This window comes from Paenibacillus sp. 2KB_20 (genome assembly GCF_052115765.1).
In the GTDB taxonomy this organism is placed as follows: domain Bacteria; phylum Bacillota; class Bacilli; order Paenibacillales; family Paenibacillaceae; genus Paenibacillus_AQ.
The window spans coordinates 606,770-627,026 of the sequence record NZ_JBFRHH010000003.1; the positions used below are offsets into that span (position 1 = coordinate 606,770).

Here is a 20,257-nt window from a genome sequence, read left to right on the forward strand (position 1 = left end):
GCCTATCTCCCCATCTGAACAGGCACTTTGACCTGACGCAGTATAAACTCGAGCACCGATTCGGGACTCGCATTGTCGAGCCTTGCTTCCGGACGCAGCATGATCCGGTGCGAAAGTACGTATGGAGCCAGCGTCTTCACATCATCTGGCAGGACGTAATCCCTCTCTTGCAAGAAGGCATAAGCTTTAACAGCATTCATGAATGACAGCGTTGCCCGGGGACTTGCGCCCAGCATAACGGAAGGGTGCTCGCGGGTCGACCGGGTAATATTCAGCAAGTAATCGGCGACGGGGTCACCGATGAATACCTCGCGAATCTCACGTTGAATAGCCGAAATGGTATCCATATGCGTCACCGGCTGAAGCTTGTCCGCCAGTTGTCCGTCCCGCGAACGGTACATCAACTGCTTCTCCGTAGCAGCATCAGGGTAACCCAGGCTCAGCTTCAGCATAAACCGGTCCAGCTGTGCTTCCGGGAGCATATAGGTGCCTTCAAAATCGATCGGGTTCTGGGTCGCGCACAGCATGAAGGGATGCGGAAGCTCGTGGGTAGCTCCATCCACTGTTACGCTGCGCTCCTCCATTACCTCAAGCAGGGCCGATTGCGTCTTGGTTGTCGCTCGATTGATTTCATCCGCCAGCAAAATGTTGGTCATGACTGGGCCAGGACGGAAGTAAAACATTTCGTCTCTCGGGTGGAATACCGAAACGCCCGTTATATCACTCGGGAGAATATCCGGGTTACACTGAATGCGGCGGTAGTCTCCCTGCATGGATTTCGCTAATGCTTTGATCAGTTGGGTCTTTCCTGTGCCGGGCACATCCTCGATCAGTACATGTCCGCCAGCGAGCAGCGCCGTAAGGAGCAATTGGATCTCAAATTCTTTGCCTAATAGGCACGACTCCAGATTGGTTCGCACCGAGGTAATGATTTTCATGGATTCTTGGCTTACGGGCATGTATGACTAACCTCCTGTAAGGGAATAAATACTTATTTTAGTACTATTGTACATGATCGAGGTCCCGGAGTACATTCGAAGAGATATTTTGCCTATTCGCCTTCTTATCGTCCCTATAAACAGGAAAAGACCCCGGCATGATGCCTGGATCCTCTCCTTCTTGATGATTTTAGTTTTATCCCTTCGGACGAACAAACAGAGCGGCCAGGAACGAGAAAATGATGGCCGAGGATATCCCTGCACTGGTGACTTCGAATATCCCCGTCACGACCCCGATCCAGCCGTCCCTCCCCAGCTCCGTCAAGGCGCCGTGCACAAGCGAATTACCAAAGCTGGTGATCGGCACCGAGGCTCCCGCTCCCGCGAATTTGACCAGCGGCTCATACAATCCGAACCCGTCGGCGATGGCTCCGGCGACCACTAACGTACTCATCGTATGTGCCGGTGTCAATTTAATAACGTCCATCATAATTTGCCCAATGACGCAAATCAGACCGCCAATAATAAACGCCCATAAAAACTGCATTGCGTTATCCTCCCATCTCTAAAGCTACAGCGTGAGCGATGCACGGAATGCTCTCACCCTGCTGGTAAGAAAGAGGCGAAAGCAAGGCTCCGGTAGCAACGACCAGCACCTTTTTCAATTCGCCTTTAAGCATCCGTTTCAAAATATGGCCATAAGTGACAACAGCCGAGCAGCCGCAGCCGCTGCCCCCTGCATTGACGTATTTCTGCTTTTCCATGTCGTAGATCATTAAGCCGCAATCGGCAAATACCGTGCCGTCCATGATGACATCATTCTGTTTCAAGAGATCCTTGGCGATCGGAAGTCCAACCGAGGCCAGGTCACCGGTCACGATCAGGTCATAATCCTTCGCTTGCCGGCCTGTGTCTTTAAAGTGCTGGGTTATTGTATCGGCTGCCGCCGGAGCCATCGCCGTCCCCATATTGAACGGGTCCTTGATGCCCAGATCGACCACCTTGCCAATAGTGGCATACGTGACAGCAGGACCGTCTCCCTTGTCCGAAATGACGGAGCAGCCTGCTCCCGTTATCGTATATTGTGCATACGGCGGTTTCTGCGATCCGTACTCCGTAGGATAACGAAACTGCTTCTCGACCGTACAGTTATGGCTTGCTGTACCGGCCATGACATACTTGGCCCCTCCTGAATCCACGAGCATGGAGGCCACCGCGAGGCTCTCCATTGAAGTAGAGCAGGCACCGAATACGCCGATGTAAGGCACACCCAACTGTCTTGCAGCAAAGGAACTGCTGATGATCTGGTTCATCAAGTCCCCGCCCACAAAAAACTGCAGCTGGTCTTCCTTGATGCCAGCCTTTTCGACCGCCTTACTTGAAGCATCCTCCAGCAGTTTTCGCTCCGCCTTTTCCCATGTTTTTTCGTTGATCTCAATATTGTCGTAGACATAGTCGAAATCATCGGCGAGTGGCCCTTCGCCTTCCTCAGGTCCTACAATCGTCCCCGTGCCGATAATGACGGGTTTGTTCTCGAACTGCCAGGTTTGGCCGATCACCTTCATCTCTCGTTACCTCCCCTCGATGCCAAAAATAGCGTAAATGATACCGATGATAAACGCAGCGACGGTACCAAATACAATGACTGATCCTGCCAGCTTAAACATGCTGGCCCCGACCCCCAGTACCAAACCCTCCGCGCGGTGCTCGAGCGCTGCGGAGCACATGGAATTCGCAAACCCCGTAACCGGCACGGCGCTGCCTGCTCCCGCCCATTGCGCGATTTTGTCATACACGCCGAAGCTGGTCAGAATGACGGAGAGTATAATCAGCACGGCTACCGTCGGATTGCTCGCTTCGGTGGTGCTCATGTCGAATACGGACATAAAAAACTTCTGAATGCATTGGCCGATCAAACAGATGAGACCTCCCACCAAAAACGCACGCAGGCAATTTTTAAGTATGGGGCGGGGAGGTTCATGCTTTTTGGCAATCGCCTGATATTCCCCTGAGCTCATTGTGGTGATATCAGACTTAGGCTTTTGGTTAGAGCCTGACATTTCAATACACCTCCGCTTTTATTTAAGTATGGAATCCTCTATAAACGCTAAAGAGCCACTATGGATATCACTCGATATCATTATGCTTTGATTGAACTCCCTTTATGTTTGGAAAATCATCCTTCTTACTTGCAATCACAGCTTGTCCTAACGTCAAGATTTCCCCACACGAAAATCAGCCTCCAGGAGTATCCCTGAAAGCTGAAATAAGATTCGCCTGCCATCATTGCTGGAGCCGGTCATTATATAAGAATGTATTTCAGCAAAATGACGAGGAGGATGAACAGAACCATAATGAGCAGAAGTTCTCTGACTTCGGCATGATAGACGTTTACCTCAATCCCATGGTGCTTCATACTCTGCTCCTTCCCTCGGACAACAAAAATTCCACTTCGTTTCAACATCGTATTCCTTTCCCGGATGCAGGGTGCTTGTTCCATTTGCTTTTAAATCACGTAGCCTTAGCGGCACGGGTTTGTAGACTTTTCAGATATATAGGGGCATACTAGAAAAGGAAAAACTCTTACATACCTTTTCTAAAGGAGCGATTTCGTAATGAATGAATCAACACTGGAATTATTTCGTACTTTGACGGAATTCCCGGCTGCACCGGGCTTTGAGAGGGAACTTCGTTCCTGGTTGAAGAATACCCTCTCTCCATATACAGATGAGTTCGTGCAGGATCGGCTGGGCAGTCTGTTCGCCGTTCTTCGCGGTAACGATGAAGGTCCAAAAGTCATGGTGGCCGGTCACATGGATGAAGTCGGATTCATGGTAACCGGCATTACCGAAGCGGGTATGGTCCGTTTCCAGCCGCTCGGCGGCTGGTGGAGTCAGGCCGTGCTTGCTCAGCGCCTGCAAATTATTACAGACAACGGTCCTGTCGTCGGGGTTGTCGGCTCCATCCCTACACACCTGCTGGATGAAGCGCAGCGCAGCAAGCCGGTCGACATCAAGACCATGTATATCGATATCGGTGCCGACAACAAGGCGGAAGCCGAAGCGTTCGGCATTCGTCCCGGATTGCAGGTGGTTCCGATCTGTGAATTTACGCCGCTCGCCAATCCGAAAAAAATCATGGCCAAAGCATGGGATAACCGCTATGGCGTCGGCCTGGCGATCGAGCTAGTCCAGGCGCTCCATGGCGAGAAGCTGCCTAACACCGTTTACGCCGGTGCAACCGTCCAGGAAGAGCTCGGACTGCGTGGAGCACGTACTTCGGCCAACCTGATTCAACCGGATATTTTCTTCGGATTGGATGCCAGCGCGGCGAACGACATGATGGGGGACAAGAGCCAGTTCGGCCAATTGGGTCAAGGCGCACTGCTTCGCATCTTCGATCCGACGATGCTGACTCACCGCGGAATGGTAGAATACGTTCAAGATACGGCGGAGACCAACAAAATCAAATACCAATACTTTGTCTCACCGGGCGGCACGGACGCAGGCCAAGTGCATCTTAGCGGCATCGGCGTTCCGTCCACCATCATCGGGATTTGCTCCCGCTATATTCACACATCTTCGTCCATCATCCACACGGACGACTATGAAGCTGCTAAAGAACTTCTGATCAAGCTCGTAAAAGGTTTGGATCGCACGACACTCCAGACGATTCTGGACCGGGCGTAAGCTAATAAGGAAGGAAAAGGGTACCCTGCAGGTCTCAAAAAGACCGTAGGATACCCTTTTTTTCGGCTAATTCCTATGAAGATAATGTCTCCTTATGTCGTGCGAACCGAAAGGATAGGATCATCGTTAAATAGACAATAACAACCAGAACCGTATTCAGCACAAATATCATGCGAAATCCTAAAAGCCCCCCTGCCAATTGGCTCGGGAGCGCCAGCATGACACCCCCCGCCGCCGTACCAAACATCATCCCCAGATTTCGTGACAGTGCCAAAATGCTGCTGATCAGGCCGAGGTCCGTTTTGGATGTCCTGCCCATCACGAGGGAATTGTTCGGCGGCGTAATGATGCCCATGGAACCGCCGAGCAGGACGATAAGCAGAATCAGGAAGAAGATCGGATATGCCGGCGATACAAAACCAAGCACAATTAACGCTGCTGTCATGAGTAGCAGCCCGGCTGACAATAACGGAAATGTCCCCAACTTGTCCGACAGGCTCCCGCTCAGTGGCGAGAATATGATCAGCGACAACGGATATCCCATCATGATCAGCCCTGCCGTGGCAGGTTCAACGCCCAGCTCGCTCAGCAAAAACACGGGCAGCACAAGCTGAGCGGAGAAAGCCGCCATATAGGTAATGATGGTGATGATGATTCCCACGCTAACGCCTGCATCCCGAAACAGATCCACCTTCATAAACGGGAGTTTCCCCTTCCCTCCTCGTTCCCACCGCGAAGATAGACACCACTTGATGAATGCAGCAGCTCCCGCTCCGAATACGATGAACAACAGCGTAACTTGCCAGGAACCCCAACCCCACTGAGCCCCCATATTCACGGCCGTAACCAGTCCGGTTAGGGATATCGCAAACAAGGCAGCCCCCGGCACATCCAATCGGCTTACGCCTTTTTCCGGTTCGTCCTTCGGAATGAATCGCTGAGCGAACAACCATGCAATAAGAGAAATGGCCGTCAGCAGCCAGAAATTGCTCCGCCACGAAAACCACTGAATCAGTATTCCGCCAAGGCTCGGTCCGACCATCGAGCCTGCAGCGACAAACGTGCTGATGAGCCCGAGCGCTTTACCTCGCTGCTCCTTCGGAAATACCGAGACGATCAGCGCCATATTGGTGGCTTGATACATGGCCGCTCCTACGCCTTGCAGAATTCGCGAAGATATCAGTCCGTTTAATGAAGGTGACAAGGCGCAGCAGAGCGCCCCTGCCATAAACACAAAATAGCCGATATTGTGGATTTTCCGCCTGCCCAGCATATCCCCCAGCTTTCCCATGACCGGAAGTAGTATGGAGATGACGAGCAAATAGGCGGTGACAATCCACTGTGCCGTAGGGATGGTGGAATCGAATGTTCTGGCTATATCAACAAGCGCAATGTTGAACATGCCAGCCGACAGATTGGACAGAAATGCCCCTAAACAAATGGTATATTGGACGATCATCCTTGATTTGTTATTCATGCAGGACTCACCCGCTTTATTCATTAATTTCTGTGCCGTTCATAGAAAAAGCCCCCGCATGCGGAGAGCTTCCCCTGGTTGAACCACGTTCTGACAAGCTAGCCGATAGCCGGCTGAGCGGTCGACATCGACCCCGGCTGAGCGGTCGACATCGACCGCAGCCGTTCCTCAGGCATTTGATCCATCCAAATATCGATAATCTGCGCCACTTCACTAACTTTCCCGAAATAGCCTTCAATATTCTCAAGCGTCATGTCATGAGCCCGCTTGCGAATACGATGCGCAAGCATCCGCTACAAGCACGATATAATAATCCAGCATAAACCCGTCGCGGGCCGTTGATTCCACGCATACATTGGTGCTGCTCCCGTCATGATCAGGGTCTCGATCCCTCCTCGATCGCCAAGCTTGTCTCCCGCATGACCGCAATCTCTTCCCCGTTTCTGCGGAACCATTTGCTGACGCCAGAAATTTCAATTTTGTGAGTCATGCCCCTTCCTCCTCTTTTTTGATTTCATGATACATCAAACATGTATTTTCAAAAGCGGATGTAACAAAAAATCGCCAGTCCAGCCCCAAGTCGCACACATGTATGTGCCTTGGTACCAAACTGACGATCGGCCCGCTCTCTACTCGAGGTTGTTCAAAAAGTCATCTTTTGATCACGTAGCAGCACATGAAGCTTAATCGACATCGAATCTTGAATTCAGCCGGGCCTTCCGGTGCTCACGTAGGTTTTGCCTACGCTCCGCTCCTCAGTCCCTAGCTTCATCCAACTAAAGCGTTTTGAAAAAACGCACATCGGAAGCATAAGCTTCGGTGCTGAAAACCTGACTTTTTGAACCCTTACTACAAGAGTTCCGGCATGTCGTTCAGATATGCTTCTACATCTTTCTCCAAAAACACGATGGTACCGGAAAACTCGGTCTCTGCATCATAGTCTTTAAGAATGGAGATGATTTTAAATTGAAACTGCTGTTCCAGGGAAGCTTTAATCTCCTGCTTGAACACCTGGAATAAAAGGTGGTCCAACTGCCGGGTAGAGAGGGGGTAATTCTCATCCAGCAGTTTGAGGACGGGGACTCTACTATTTCTCGATACAATGATGATTTTGTTGCCAACGAAATCGACTTTTTGCTGCTTTACACCCACGTTAAATATTTTCTTATTTATCGCGTTGTAAACCCTCAAAAGATCCTGTTTGAGTTCGCCTGCTGTCATCATGGTTCAACATCCATTTGTGTGAATTAATATCACATTTACCGGGGTAGGTATAGGGTGTTTATCGAGTTTTTCTGTCCTTGGGTATAATTATAGGTGATTTCGGGTAGTTGTCAATACATTTACGTCAAAAAAGATAACAAACACTTAATCGGTGTTAGTTTATATAACATTAACATAACATTTTTTTGAGTGTGGTTCCGTTTACTTCTGCCCTCTTCCTAAATAAAGAGTAATCCTGAGCGAGCGTCGGGCCCCGTGCCCACGCCCTAAATCTATCACCTTGTTCTATTCCCCGTTAAAAATCCGTTCCAAGAACAAGACGCCCTCCCGCTTCTGGTGCTCATTGACTTCATGGCCGGAGAACGGATAGTCTCTTATTTCTTTTGCCGATTTCATTCGGTTGTATGCTGCATATATGGTTTCAGGCATGCAGACCGTATCCTTCCAGCCGACGGATACCATGACCGGCACCTGGATTCGCGGCGCCAGATTCAGCATGTCAAAATACGAGAGATGCTCCAGGATTTGATCCAATTGCTCCGGGTAGCGCTTGATGTATTGGGCGATTTCGTTCAGCGAGCTGACCGAATGCAGAATCCCGTAATCCATCCTGCACATGTTGGGAATGTCGGCCACAATGGCCGCAACCTTCGGATTCAAGGCCCCTGCAAGCAGAGACAGTCCGCCACCCTGACTGCCGCCAACCACGGCAATTTTTTTCGGATCCACTCCTGGCTGCTGCGATGCAGCATCCACCGCTCGCACAGCATCCATAACAACTGCCATGTAATAGGAGCGACGAATATCCGTAATCCCCTGCGTCACCCAGCCCTTAACCACGCCGCTATCCAGCGGCAGCAGATTCCCCGTCTCCCCGCCCTGTCCCCTGACATCCACGGCAAACACCGCATAACCCAGCATTAGCCAGTGAGCATACCGCTCTGGAAATCCACGGTCTCCCGAATAACCCGGAAAGGTTACGATACACGGTCGGTTTTTTTCGTCTGAAGAATGTTTAGCTGGAGCTATATACCAAGCATGGATGGGCGTATCATCATAACCATGATAGGTGACCTTGGATACTTCCATATGAGGATATGGCGTCGCTTCCAGTAGACTAACGATGTGAAGCGGCTTTTGGTTATACGCCCTCAACACTTCCTCCCAAAATTGATTCAAAACCTCCTCGTTGATTGTGGGTTCCGGATACAAGTTGCCAAGCTCTTTTTTACGCAGCTCAATGGTATTCATTCTGAGTTAAATCTCCTTTTCGCGAGTATAATGAACGTTCGTGTAACATGGTTATTTCGGCATAACGTCCGTAATCCCCTTCGAAAGAGTAGAATTCATGCCGCTTTATTACAAATCCCTTTCATATTAACGATTAGGCCGCAGCTCCAATCGTTATCTTTCTCTAAAAAAATAATAAGCGATCATAGATTTATAGAGTGGAACATATCATAATAGAAACTATGAAAAACCAAAGGGTTGATATAAAACACCCGCCTCTAGCAATACGACATCTCATAGCGAATGGAGACGATGAATATGCTGCAAGGTTTAACAAGCGCAGGACTCGGAAAACTTGAAAGCGATTTACAGTTTATCGAACTCGCGGCCAAATATGATTTCCAATGCGTCGATATCGATGCCAAAGGTCTTGTAGATCGCCTAGGCGTGGGAGCGGCAGCCGATATGCTGCAATCCCGCCAACTGGAAGTTGGGGCAATCGGTCTTCCCGTGGAATGGAGAGGATCGGACGAGCAGTTCCTAAGCGGACTCGAGAAACTGCCGGCTGCAGCGGCAGCTGCCAAGGCCCTCGGCTGCACTCGCTGCTGTACATACATTCTTCCTTCCACCGATGCACCCGCAGCTCATTTCATGGCTCTGGCCACCACAAGGCTGCGGGCTTGCGCCAACATTTTGGGGGCATATGGAATTCGATTAGCCCTGGAGTTCGTAGGCCCGCATCATCTGCGCACCCAATGGAAGAACCCGTTTATCTGGACAGTACAAGAGACTTTGGATTGGATCGATGCCATCGGGGAACCGAATGTCGGGCTGCTATATGATGCCTATCACTGGTACACCAATGAGATGACGGTCGCGGATATCCGGCAGCTGCGCGCCGAACAAATCATTCATGTCCACATTAACGATGCCAAGGACATACCCGTGAGGGATGTTCTCGATAATGATCGGCTTTATCCGGGTGAAGGCGTAATTAATCTTCCAGGGTTCCTTCAGGCTCTGAACGATATCGGCTATGCAGGCCCAGTTACACAAGAAGTATTGACACCTTCCACGCCGACCGGGACTCCTGAGGAATTGATCGCTAAATCACGGCGAGCCTTTGACAGCGTATTCGGTGCTGCAGGATTATAGTAGAGGTTCCATGCATGCTGAGAGCGGTTAACTGACTGGCAGATACTCAGGACCGGCAAACTCTCCATGTCACGCGGTGGGGAAGCCACGTCACATAACGGAATGATTCCATCTGTTCAGGGAACACTGGAACGGTAGCTTAAGTACCTTTTTGGGAGGTCTCAGGAATGAACGGATTTGAGAAGGAAGAAAGGGATAACTTTACGGACCTATCCACCGTTGAGTCACAGCAGAACGATCTGGTGGCCGAGGAATTTCCCGAGGGACCTTACGGTTCCGATCTCCGCAGCGATTCCCTTGGCAAGAGCACCCCATGGCGCATGGATCAGCGGCCTCCGAATCGGTTTGATTATGAGGATCGCAACCTGCACATGGGCATCGAACGGGAGTATCCCGGTGAAGACGAGAGCATTCAAGCAGACCCGGGACAAAGGAAACCTGAGTAGAGCCGAACTAAAAAACCAACCATCGTGAACTGCACCCCACTTGTTAGACACCATCTAACATTTGGAGGTGCAGTTTTTCTATGGCCAAGACGGTTGGTTTTTGTCGTAACAGGGCTTGTATCCACGCTCGGAAAGCATAATAGCCTATAAAAATACATAAGATGGCATATGAAAAACGTCTAACGCCGTAGTACTCAGAAGACAGACCGCTTTTAGCGGAGGTTTTCTTGCGAGAGAGTCGTACGATTCCAAGAAAGGTAGAAATCCGTTGTCCGTAATTACAGAGACGTGAAGGAGTGGGGGGAGTACATCATGCCCATCATCAAGGAGCAGGATAAATTCGTGATTTATGTTGTCACGTTATCCAGCGTAAAGCGCTACATGTCCATTGAATTTATCGGCGGGTCTTGCGGTTTCATCATCGCTCAAAAAGCACTTCAATCCGATCTGCTCGGCATGATTGGCAGCATCATAGCGCCGATGGCCATTCGCCGCGTGCTGCAATGGCAGCAGTATAAATTCGAGAGTCCTATGCGGTTTGGGTTGCGTGCACTCAACAAGCCGAGCGAGCTGAACACTACATAAATCAAGCGAGCGAAAGCCACTTCCATCACAGGAAGTGGCTTTAGTGGCTCTATATCGACATTCCCGTTTCGGTCATCAGTGGTTGACACAGTTTCAGTTTTCTTCCTAACGTTTCTGCTTGTAAAACTCATGATACAGCTTCATCAGCGCCCGCTTCTCTATCCGCGATACATAGCTGCGCGATATGCCGAGTTCCTTGGCGATCTCACGCTGCGTTCGTTCTTCTCCGCCAGCTTCCAGTCCAAAACGACCAATAACAACTTCCTTCTCCCGGTCGTCCAATATATCGAGGTTCCGGTAGATCTTGCTCTTCTCAATCTTTAACTGCACGGCATCCACGATATCATCCGCTTCCGTTCCTAAAATGTCAATTAATGTAATTTCATTCCCCTCTTTGTCCGTTCCAATCGGATCATGGAGGGATACGTCTTTTCGTGTCTTCTTCAAGGAACGAAGATGCATCAGTATCTCATTTTCTATACAACGGGCAGCAAATGTCGCCAGCTTCGTGCCTTTATTCGGCCTGAAGCTTTCAATCGCCTTGATGAGTCCTATCGTCCCGATGGAAATCAAATCTTCCAAATCCTCGCCGGTGTTATCGAACTTTTTGACAATGTGCGCAACCAGCCGAAGATTATGCTCAATTAGTTTATTACGCGATTGAGGATCGCCTTCGGCCATTTGCTTCAGATGTTTAGCTTCCTCTTCCTCGGTCAGAGGCTGGGGAAACGCGTTGTTTTTCACGTACGAAACGAGCAGGGTCAACTCTTTTATGAACAAAGCAATTGCGGTAAACAATCCAGGCACTTTAGGACACCTCCTGCGAAGTTACAATGCAACCGGCCCTTATCGCGCTCGGTCTCTCGGTCTTCTCATTCTATGTAGGCAACGGCCCAGAAGTGCCTGTACGTGGGAAAGTGATTCGTAAAAACGTTAAATTCCCGATATCTGTCCGACCATTCATAAAAGACGGCCCGCAATGATACACCATTTGATATTTTAGTGGTTCCTCAACTAAGCAATGGACAACCGCAACTCAAGGCCATTCTTTCACCACATACCAATATATCATGTTATAAATACAAGCTGTAATAAGTGATAAATTGCGTTGTCGCAACGGTATATTCCTAAACTAGGACAAGCTTTTTTGCTCAAATCAATCATTCAAGATCCAACATATCTGGCCCCATAACGAGAGACAGCATCTTTGGCAAATATAAAAACGACGGACCACAGAATGATCGACACGCCATTCATTACACCAACACAATATAACAGCCATAATTTTTATTAATATAATATATTGACATTAAATTGGTATGTAATTATATTAAATGTAAGCGTTTTATATAATGACCTAACAAAACCATTAACACCCTGAAGAATGGAAGGGAGAAGCTTACCATGTACACATTGGACTATTTTTCTGTATTGCATGATTTGAACCGCACGATAACCGAAGGCACCTCAGCTTATCCGAAGCTCGGACATATGTTCAGGAGCATGCTGGACAACACGCTGAGTTCGACCATTAAACGACAGCCCGACGGTACCATCTTTGTCATTACCGGCGATATTCCAGCCATGTGGCTTAGGGATTCGGCTGCGCAAATCCGGCCCTTCCTCGTTCCAGCGGGCCACGACGACAAGCTGGCCGATTTGATCGAGGGACTCGTACGCAGACAAACGGCATTCATCCTGCTCGATCCATACGCCAATGCATTCAATGATTCGCCTTCTGGTCAAGGCCATCAGAACGACCGCACCGCCATGAATCCATGGCTATGGGAGCGCAAATATGAGATCGATTCGTTATGCTATCCCCTTCAGCTTGCTTACTTGTTATGGAAAGAAACCGGTAGGACCTCGCATTTGGATCACAAGTTCCATTCAGCTGCCAGGGTCATTCTGGACATCTGGCGAACCGAGCAGCATCACGAAACCGATTCGCCGTATTACTTCGAACGCTTCGATTGTCCTCCAAGCGACACGCTGCCGCGCGGTGGAAAAGGGGCTGAAGTGGCTTACACAGGAATGACCTGGTCCGGCTTCCGCCCGAGCGACGACGCCTGCGTCTACGGATACCTCATTCCGTCCAATATGTTCGCCGTCGTTGTGCTCGGTTATCTGGCGAAGATTTGCCGTGATGTCCTGCGCGATTCCGAGTTGGAAACGGAGGCGGAGAAACTTGCCGCTGAGATCCGTCATGGCATTGAGTCGTACGGCGTTCTCGATCATCCCGAATATGGCAAAATATATGCCTATGAAACAGACGGGATGGGAAACCATCTGCTGATGGATGACGCCAACGTCCCCAGCCTTTTGTCCATTCCGTATTTGGGTTATACAAGCGCTGATGACCCGGTCTACCAGAATACCCGTAGGTTCGTGCTGAGCCACGCCAATCCGTACTATTATCAAGGCACTGCCGCCGCAGGCGTCGGTAGCCCCCACACGCCGGATCGTTATATATGGCCGATTGCGCTGGCGATTCAAGGCTTGACGACCACGGATCGGGAAGAGAAACTTCGACTGCTGCGGCTAATGGCCGATACCGATGCAGGCACCGGCATGATGCATGAAGGATTTCTGGTAGACGACCCTGCCCGGTATACCCGCCCATGGTTTTCCTGGGCTAACATGATGTTTTGCGAGCTGATTATGGATTACTGCGGCATTCGAGTCAAAGCGAATGATACCGGAGGAGGTCATCGGAATCACCATGGGAACCACTAGGAAGCTTCGCGGCTGGGTCATCGGATATCTGTTCATTTTACCGTCCATTATCGGCTTCAGCATTTTTGTCGCCTACCCCCTGTTGTCCTCCATGTATTACGCCATGACAGAATGGAGCGGCTACGATTCTCCCCGTTTTGTCGGCTTTGAGAACTTTAGATACCTGTTCACCGAGGATCCGGCTTTTTGGCCTTCGATCCGGGCAACGTTTTACTTCGTTATGTTGAGTGTTCCTTTATCACTGATTCTAGGCTTGTTATTGGCCATGATGCTGAACAAAAACTTGGCAGGCATCAAATGGTTCCGTACGATCTTTTATCTTCCCGTTGTCGTTCCCTCCATCGCCACGCTCACGTTGTGGCAATTTATTTATGAGCCGCAATACGGTCTGGCAAATTCACTGCTAAGAGAGTTCGGACTGCCACCGGGCACTTGGTTGACCAGTGAAACGACAGCGCTTCCATCGATCGTGTTAATCGGTTTATGGCAGGTCGGATCCAGTGTCATCATTTTTCTGAGCGGTCTGCAGTCGGTTCCCCAGGAAATGTATGAAGCTGCGGAAGTCGATGGCGCCTCCAGGTGGCGGATGTCGCTTAACATTACGCTGCCCATGATCACCCCGATCCTGTTCCTGCAGCTTATACTCGGCATCATCGGCGCATTCCAGGCGTTTAACCAGGTTCAGGTGCTGACCGGAGGCGGCCCGAACTTTTCCACCTCCCTGCTGAATTACAAAATCTATACCGACGCCTTCAATGGAAGAATGTTTGGTTATGCCATCGCAGAAGTGTGGGTACTGTTCGTCATCATCATGATCTTTACCGTAATTTCTTACCGGTACTCCAACCGGTTCGTTTATTACGAAAGCGACAAATAAGGGGGTAAGAAGTGATGCAAACGGAAGTACGGCCCAAAGGAAATCTGAATGCAGCGGACATACGCGTTAAGCGAAGAGTACGGTTTAATTGGATTGATGCCTTTCGTTTTGTCCTATTGGCTATCGGCGCCATTGCGATGCTGTTCCCCCTCTTGTGGATGGTTACCATTGCGCTGAAGAGCAACAATGACGTGTTCAAAATTCCGCCCGAATGGTTTCCGCGGGAGTTTCATTGGTCCAATTTTGTAACCGGTACGAAGGAAATCAACTTTTGGCAAACGTTTGGCAACTCCCTGTTTATCGCGATTACCTGCACGATCGGGCAGATTATAAGCTCAGTTCTAGTGGGCTACGGGCTGGCACGGCTAAAGTTCCCGGGACGAAAGCTGTGGTTCTCGCTTTTTGTAGGGAGCCTTATGCTTCCCGGATTTGTCGGCATGATCCCTATGTTTAACCTGTACACCAGTATCGGATGGTACGATTCCTGGCTGCCGATCATCGTGCCCGCCTTTTTTGGAAACGCCACGTTCTCGTTCCTGTTTGTCCAGTATATAAGAACGATCTCCGTTTCATTTGATGAGGCTGCCAAAATAGACGGGGCATCGGACCTTTATGTGCTGCTCAAGGTACTGGTGCCTATGTCCATGCCGGTCATCATGACCATGGTGATCTTTGCGTTCCAAGGGGCATGGAATCAATATTTGGAACCTCTGCTCTATATTATCGACCCAAGCAAATGGACGCTGTCACTGGCGATGGCAACCTATACGGGCACCTATGCGACAGCCTGGAATCTGTTTATGGCCGCGGATTTAATTTATATCCTGCCGATGCTGCTGCTCTTCTTCTTTGGCCAGAAGTTTTTTATGCAAGGGCTTGGCTCCATGAATTCCGCGGGTTTAAAGTAAAGCTTCCAACCGTATGGGAGGTGATGCCGATCCTAACTTGACTGAAGTAAAAACCATGTGATGTTCAGTTCATTAAATTTACCATTGGGGAGGTCTTTCAATGAGACAGGGTGTTAGAAGGTGGGCCAGTGGAATCATCACTTTACTGTTATTTTCAAGTTTGCTAGCCGCTTGCGGCGGAGGCTCCGGTTCGGCGAGCCCTGGGAACACGCCATCCGGAGAGGATAACGCCGGGTCCAAGAAACCCGTCGAAGTCACGATGATTACTTGGGAGTCGGCGGCCATGAACGAAAAAATTATGACTTCCATGAAAAAATTCGAAGAGGAAAACCCCGACATCAAAGTGAAACTCATCCCTACACCATTGGACAATTACGGTGTCAAGATTAACGGAATGATCACGGCGAAGAAAGCACCCGACATCTTCATGACCGGCAACGACATGCTGCTCGATAATGCCGGCAAAGGACTTCTCTATGACTGGACGGAGCTTGCAACACAGGACAAAGCGTTCATGGAGGGCTTTTACGACGGCGTGGTAGACAGCTGGTACTATGAAGGCAAGTTGGTCGGATTGCCGGGCCTCTTGAACACATACGCCATTTTTTACAATAAAAAATCATTCCAGGATGCAGGCCTTCCGGAACCGAAGATTGGCTGGACCTATGATGAATTCTTCACGGCGATGGAAAAACTTTCGAGCAATCAGGGCGGCGTGCAGCAATTTGGTTATTACGCTCCCCTTGACCCCTTCCACGTCTCTCTCTATTCGGTATCCGCAAGCGGCGCTCCCTTCGCTGATGCCATCATTAATCCAACGAAGGTGGAAATCAGTGACCCGTTCAGAGAGGGAGTCGAAAAATATAAATCCGCCATTGCAAACGGTTACATGAATCCCCCTACCTTTGACTTAACGAATGCCATGAGTTCGTTCAAGCAAGGTAAAGTCCCGATGACCCTGCAGGGGCAATGGGTAGCCGATGACTTGATCCGTACGGCTCCGAAGGAATTGGAGTGGGGTTACGTGCCGATGCCGGTGGTAAACAGCCAGACCGAGATTTATGATGCTGTCGGCTGGTCCAGTCCGGCAACGCTCAAAAATCCGGAAGCCGTATGGAAAGTGCTCAAGTACCTGGATTCCAAAATGTACGAGGAAGTCCTCCCTTCAACCCCGGTGGCTCCCGCAGCCTATCAAGCTTCTTCCGCAGCTTATTACGAAGCGCTGAAAACGGCCGGACATCCTGAAGTGGGCGAAGGACTTGATCATATCCTGAAATCCCAGAATACGCAGCCGGTTCGTTTCCTGTCGACATGGGCTGGCAAAGCGTACCCGTTTATTGAAGCATCATGGAAAAACATTCTGATGGGCAAAGCCCCGATCACCGAACTGGATGTGATGGCCGAAAAAATCAACAAAGTGATTACGACCGGCAAGTAGTACCCGGGTATCGCTAAACTTATGAAGCCGATCGTGAATGGAAAGGATCGGCTTCGATTTGAAAATAAAGGAGGAACATTCATGTCACTCAGATCAGGTCAACTTTTCAAGTTTCTGGCGGTGCCTCTGGCTATCGCGCTCATGCTCGGCTCCATGCCCGGCTTCGGAACGTCCAAAGCCTACGCCTATACCGCATCGGATGGGGATACCGCGATGAGAGCATTTAACGATACATTCTGGGATCCGAACGCCAAGATGTTCTGGAAGGACTCGAAGCGCGAAAAGCATCAAGACTTCTGGGTGGAGGCAGAGCTGTGGGAATTGGTCATGGATGCATATCAGCATACATCCGATCCTGCCTTGAAAGCCGAGCTTAAAACGCAGATCGACGATGTATATGACGGCACCGTCGCCAAGTACGGCCAAGATTGGACGAATAATCCCTTCAATGACGATATTATGTGGTGGGCGATGGGAAGCGCCAGAGCCCATCAAATCACCGGAAATCCAAGATATTTAGAGGCCGCAAAGGATCATTTCGATTTTGTATACGATACACAGTGGGATGAAGAGTTCGCGAGCGGCGGCATTTGGTGGCTGAACAGCGACCATAATACCAAGAATGCGTGCATTAATTTCCCGGCAGCGGAAGCTGCACTTTATCTTTACGATATTACGAAAGATGAGCATTATCTAAACGCGGCAACCAAAATATTCAGATGGGGCAAAACGATGCTTACGGACGGAAACGGAAAAGTGTTCGACCGCATCGAAATCGAACATGGCGCGGTTCCGGATGCCACTCACTACAACCAGGGTACATACATTGGGTCGGCCGTCGGATTGTATAAAGCGACCGGAAATGCCGTTTACCTCGATGACGCGGTCAAAGCCGCTAAATTCACCAAAAACCATCTGGTGGATTCGAACGGGGTGTTGAATTATGAAGGCCCCAACGGGGATCTGAAAGGCGGCAAAACGATCCTGATGCGCAACCTGGCCCATCTGCAAAAGACACTGGATGAAACCGGCCAGCACCCCGAATTCAGTGCTGAATTCGACGAATGGCTTGCATTCAATGTCGAAATGGCCTGGAGCCACCGCAATCCGGATCATATCGTGGATGGAAACTGGGCGGGACAACTGCTGTCCGGAACCTATGAATCCTGGTCCTCGGCCGCAGCCGTTCAAGCTTTAAACGGTATCAAACCGATGGAAGCGGAGATTCGTTATGGCGTTAAAAACCCCTTCGATAAAATCGAAGCGGAACGCTACAATATCGGGTCCGGTTTCGTTCTGGAAGGCGCGTTCGAAGGTTCGCTGCAATTAGGCGGAATACAGCATGGCTCTTATGCCGCTTACAAAAATGTGGATTTCGGATCAGACGGTGCGATCGGGTTCATTGCCAGAGCGTCCAGCGGAACGGGCGGAGGTCAAATCGAGATCCGGCTTGATTCCAAGGATGGCCCCAAAGTCGGGACCTTGAACGTAGAGGGAACGGGCGACTGGAATCAATATATCGATGCCGTCACCCTCCTTAAAGATGACCAGGGAGCGCCAACCACCATAACCGGCGTCCATGATGTGTATCTTGTCTTCACCAAGACGAACGACGATTATTTATTCAATTTGAACTGGGTTAAATTCACAACGACGGACCCGACGGAAACCGACGCCTATGCCAAGCTTAAGGCCGGAAATTACGACAGCAGCGAAGGACTTAGTAAACATGCCGAGTTTGGATATTTGGACGCAATCCATCACAATGCCTATGCCTCTTATGAAGGAATTGATTTCGGAACTGGCGCGGCTGGTATCACTGTGCATGTGGCAAGCGGCAATCAAGGCGGCACGATCGAGGTTAAATTAGACAGTCTGGATGGGCCTACCGCAGGTGTCGTTCAAATTCCGGCGCTGGGAAGCTGGGATAACTGGGTCGATATCATGGCGAATATCGATGACACCCTCGCTGTAGGCGTTCACGATGTATATCTTGTTTTCAAGGGAGCGAATGGCAGCGACTACCCTCTCAATCTGGAGTGGTTTACCTTTACCACCATGAAAGGAAAAGCAAGAGATGCTTACGAGAAGCTGGAAGCTGAAAACTATACAAACGGGGTAGGTTTCGGCAGAGAAACCGGCGGCGGGGAAACTTACTTAGCCGGGATGTTTGGTCCAAATAACCCTTATGCTATGTATAATTATGTCGATTTTGGCAGCGAAAGCCCTACCCAATTCCATGTCAACGCAGCCAGCGCCACGGCTGGCGGGACGATCGAGGTCAGACTGGACAGTCTGGGCGGTCCGGTCATTGCAACAGCCACCGTCTCAGGAACCGGGGGCTGGCAAAATTTCAAAGTTTCCTCGACGGATGTAACGACCCCTGTAACGGGAAAACACATTGTATTCATGTCTTTCAAAGGTGGAGACTGGTTATACAACTTTGATAAATTCACTTTTGGCGATCCGGCCGTATTTACGGAGCCTGCTCCTCCTACCATACCCGAAGAGGATGACGTTGCCCCGGGTGAGGTAGAGAACGTGCAGGTGAAGCGCGGTGAAGGAAACATAACGCTCTCTTGGGATGGTCCTTATGATATCGATGCTCAAAAAGTGCAAATTACGCTGCGGATTAATGGACAGCAGGTCGGCGACGTCATTGAGGTAAATCGGGGAATTCAAACAGCGGTGATACAGGGAATCGAAGCGGGCAAGGACTACTCGCTCTTCATCCGGTCCATTGATCGGTCCGGGAATGTATCGCAGGGAGTCACCATCGAGGTTACCGATTCTCCTTCCTTCTCTTTGACTGTTAATGGCAAGAGCTTGGAAGATGGCGATGCTTTGGAGGATTACATGGCTCTCAGCTTCAAAATTATCGACACTTCCGCCATCCAATTAGCCGAAATAACCATCGGCGATAAAGTATATACGCTGGATCCATTGACCAAGGACGCTATCGACATCGATTTGGCCGGGAATTTGGGCGACATAACTGCAACGGTTACGACTGAAGACCGCTCCGGTAACAAACTTCAGAAAACAATCCAGTTCCGGGTCATCACCAGCGTGCCTTCCATGAAACAATTAATCGCCCGATTCGCAGATTCAGGAGATGTAAGCGGAGCGCTTATTCCTCAGCTGATCAACGTTCTTAACCAGGTACAGCATCAACTGGATCTGGGAAGAGTGGATCATGCCGTCAAGCATATGCAGAATTTCACCAAGCACCTGAATAAGGAGGCGATGGGACGCAACGTCAGCGATCAAGCCAAAACGGTATTGAATACCGATGCGAACTCTCTGCTCCAAGATTGGCAGGATGGCTTGGAGTAAACATAAAGCGATATAGCGGCGACCATGAATGACGTATAAAAAAAGGGACTCCTGATGATTCAGGAGTCCCTCAGGCTGTCGAGAAAGTCTCGACAGCTATTTTTTTGTATATTTAATTCAACACGACACCGCGTTAATATTATATAATATTAGTAAATAAACCGTTCGGAAGGGTGTTAAATATGTTGCGTTCTAACCGAGAAAAACAGCAGGCTTAC

At 49.8% G+C, this 20,257-nt stretch carries 20 protein-coding genes; 9 read left to right on the top strand and 11 right to left on the bottom strand.

What is annotated here, in order from left to right; translation table 11 throughout:
- Window positions 1-2: 2 nt before the first annotated feature.
- The 5 genes from AB4124_RS12160 to AB4124_RS12180 form a co-directional block, all read right to left on the bottom strand.
- Window positions 3-959 carry an AAA family ATPase gene (locus AB4124_RS12160; RefSeq protein ID WP_076320542.1) on the bottom strand — a complete coding sequence of 319 codons (957 nt, stop codon included), beginning with the start codon at window positions 957-959 and terminating at the stop codon, window positions 3-5.
- A 175-nt stretch (window positions 960-1,134) separates the two neighbouring features.
- The gene (spoVAE, locus tag AB4124_RS12165; RefSeq protein WP_015734153.1) at window positions 1,135-1,485 is read right to left on the bottom strand and encodes a stage V sporulation protein AE; all 351 of its coding nucleotides are present in this window, start codon (window positions 1,483-1,485) and stop codon (window positions 1,135-1,137) included.
- A 4-nt stretch (window positions 1,486-1,489) separates the two neighbouring features.
- On the bottom strand, window positions 1,490-2,503 hold the full coding sequence (gene spoVAD, locus AB4124_RS12170) for a stage V sporulation protein AD (protein ID WP_076320541.1): 1,014 nt from the start codon (window positions 2,501-2,503) through the stop codon (window positions 1,490-1,492).
- 6 nt (window positions 2,504-2,509) lie between these two features.
- A complete protein-coding gene (gene spoVAC / locus AB4124_RS12175; RefSeq protein ID WP_076320540.1) occupies window positions 2,510-2,998 on the bottom strand; it encodes a stage V sporulation protein AC in 489 nt (162 codons plus the stop codon).
- Window positions 2,999-3,240: 242 nt separating this feature from the next.
- Window positions 3,241-3,402 (bottom strand): hypothetical protein, encoded by a 162-nt coding sequence (locus tag AB4124_RS12180; RefSeq protein WP_179090563.1) that lies wholly within the window; start codon window positions 3,400-3,402, stop codon window positions 3,241-3,243.
- 151 nt (window positions 3,403-3,553) lie between these two features.
- On the opposite strand from AB4124_RS12180, the gene AB4124_RS12185 reads away from it, so the two are divergent.
- Complete coding sequence (locus AB4124_RS12185; RefSeq protein ID WP_339271888.1) at window positions 3,554-4,627, top strand: M42 family metallopeptidase; 1,074 nt, start codon at window positions 3,554-3,556, stop codon at window positions 4,625-4,627.
- Between the two features lie 73 nt (window positions 4,628-4,700).
- Here the strand turns inward: AB4124_RS12185 and AB4124_RS12190 are convergent, their stop codons facing one another.
- The 5 genes from AB4124_RS12190 to AB4124_RS12210 all read right to left on the bottom strand — a co-directional run bounded on the left by AB4124_RS12190 (window position 4,701) and on the right by AB4124_RS12210 (window position 8,579).
- Complete coding sequence (locus AB4124_RS12190; protein ID WP_441973023.1) at window positions 4,701-6,104, bottom strand: MFS transporter; 1,404 nt, start codon at window positions 6,102-6,104, stop codon at window positions 4,701-4,703.
- A gap of 98 nt (window positions 6,105-6,202) precedes the next feature.
- Window positions 6,203-6,358, bottom strand: coding sequence for a hypothetical protein (locus AB4124_RS12195; RefSeq protein ID WP_441973024.1), 156 nt, complete (start codon window positions 6,356-6,358; stop codon window positions 6,203-6,205).
- Between the two features lies 1 nt (window position 6,359).
- Window positions 6,360-6,425: a hypothetical protein gene (locus tag AB4124_RS12200; RefSeq protein WP_441973040.1), complete on the bottom strand. Its 66-nt coding sequence runs from the start codon at window positions 6,423-6,425 to the stop codon at window positions 6,360-6,362.
- A 528-nt stretch (window positions 6,426-6,953) separates the two neighbouring features.
- Window positions 6,954-7,328: a DUF2294 domain-containing protein gene (locus AB4124_RS12205; protein WP_441973025.1), complete on the bottom strand. Its 375-nt coding sequence runs from the start codon at window positions 7,326-7,328 to the stop codon at window positions 6,954-6,956.
- A gap of 285 nt (window positions 7,329-7,613) precedes the next feature.
- The gene (locus tag AB4124_RS12210; RefSeq protein ID WP_076320537.1) at window positions 7,614-8,579 is read right to left on the bottom strand and encodes an acetylxylan esterase; all 966 of its coding nucleotides are present in this window, start codon (window positions 8,577-8,579) and stop codon (window positions 7,614-7,616) included.
- A 297-nt stretch (window positions 8,580-8,876) separates the two neighbouring features.
- On the opposite strand from AB4124_RS12210, the gene AB4124_RS12215 reads away from it, so the two are divergent.
- The 3 genes from AB4124_RS12215 (at window position 8,877) to AB4124_RS12225 (ending at window position 10,744) form a co-directional block, all read left to right on the top strand.
- A complete protein-coding gene (locus AB4124_RS12215; RefSeq protein ID WP_076320536.1) occupies window positions 8,877-9,713 on the top strand; it encodes a sugar phosphate isomerase/epimerase family protein in 837 nt (278 codons plus the stop codon).
- 167 nt (window positions 9,714-9,880) lie between these two features.
- Window positions 9,881-10,159 (top strand): hypothetical protein, encoded by a 279-nt coding sequence (locus tag AB4124_RS12220; RefSeq protein ID WP_441973026.1) that lies wholly within the window; start codon window positions 9,881-9,883, stop codon window positions 10,157-10,159.
- 312 nt (window positions 10,160-10,471) lie between these two features.
- Window positions 10,472-10,744 carry a hypothetical protein gene (locus AB4124_RS12225; RefSeq protein WP_076320534.1) on the top strand — a complete coding sequence of 91 codons (273 nt, stop codon included), beginning with the start codon at window positions 10,472-10,474 and terminating at the stop codon, window positions 10,742-10,744.
- Window positions 10,745-10,849: 105 nt separating this feature from the next.
- Here AB4124_RS12225 and sigK read toward each other — a convergent pair whose 3' ends face one another.
- The gene (gene sigK / locus AB4124_RS12230; protein ID WP_076320533.1) at window positions 10,850-11,551 is read right to left on the bottom strand and encodes an RNA polymerase sporulation sigma factor SigK; all 702 of its coding nucleotides are present in this window, start codon (window positions 11,549-11,551) and stop codon (window positions 10,850-10,852) included.
- A 597-nt stretch (window positions 11,552-12,148) separates the two neighbouring features.
- On the opposite strand from sigK, the gene AB4124_RS12235 reads away from it, so the two are divergent.
- The 5 genes from AB4124_RS12235 to AB4124_RS12255 all read left to right on the top strand — a co-directional run bounded on the left by AB4124_RS12235 (window position 12,149) and on the right by AB4124_RS12255 (window position 20,039).
- Window positions 12,149-13,480, top strand: a complete 1,332-nt coding sequence (locus AB4124_RS12235) for a glycoside hydrolase family 125 protein (RefSeq protein ID WP_441973027.1) — start codon at window positions 12,149-12,151, stop codon at window positions 13,478-13,480.
- Complete coding sequence (locus tag AB4124_RS12240) at window positions 13,467-14,357, top strand: carbohydrate ABC transporter permease (protein ID WP_339271881.1); 891 nt, start codon at window positions 13,467-13,469, stop codon at window positions 14,355-14,357. Before AB4124_RS12235 ends, AB4124_RS12240 begins: the two co-directional genes overlap by 14 nt.
- Before the next feature lie 14 nt (window positions 14,358-14,371).
- Window positions 14,372-15,265, top strand: a complete 894-nt coding sequence (locus AB4124_RS12245; protein ID WP_379415822.1) for a carbohydrate ABC transporter permease — start codon at window positions 14,372-14,374, stop codon at window positions 15,263-15,265.
- A 100-nt stretch (window positions 15,266-15,365) separates the two neighbouring features.
- A complete protein-coding gene (locus AB4124_RS12250) occupies window positions 15,366-16,703 on the top strand; it encodes an ABC transporter substrate-binding protein (RefSeq protein ID WP_441973028.1) in 1,338 nt (445 codons plus the stop codon).
- Between the two features lie 81 nt (window positions 16,704-16,784).
- Window positions 16,785-20,039 carry a carbohydrate-binding protein gene (locus AB4124_RS12255; protein ID WP_441973029.1) on the top strand — a complete coding sequence of 1,085 codons (3,255 nt, stop codon included), beginning with the start codon at window positions 16,785-16,787 and terminating at the stop codon, window positions 20,037-20,039.
- Window positions 20,040-20,257 lie beyond the last annotated feature (218 nt).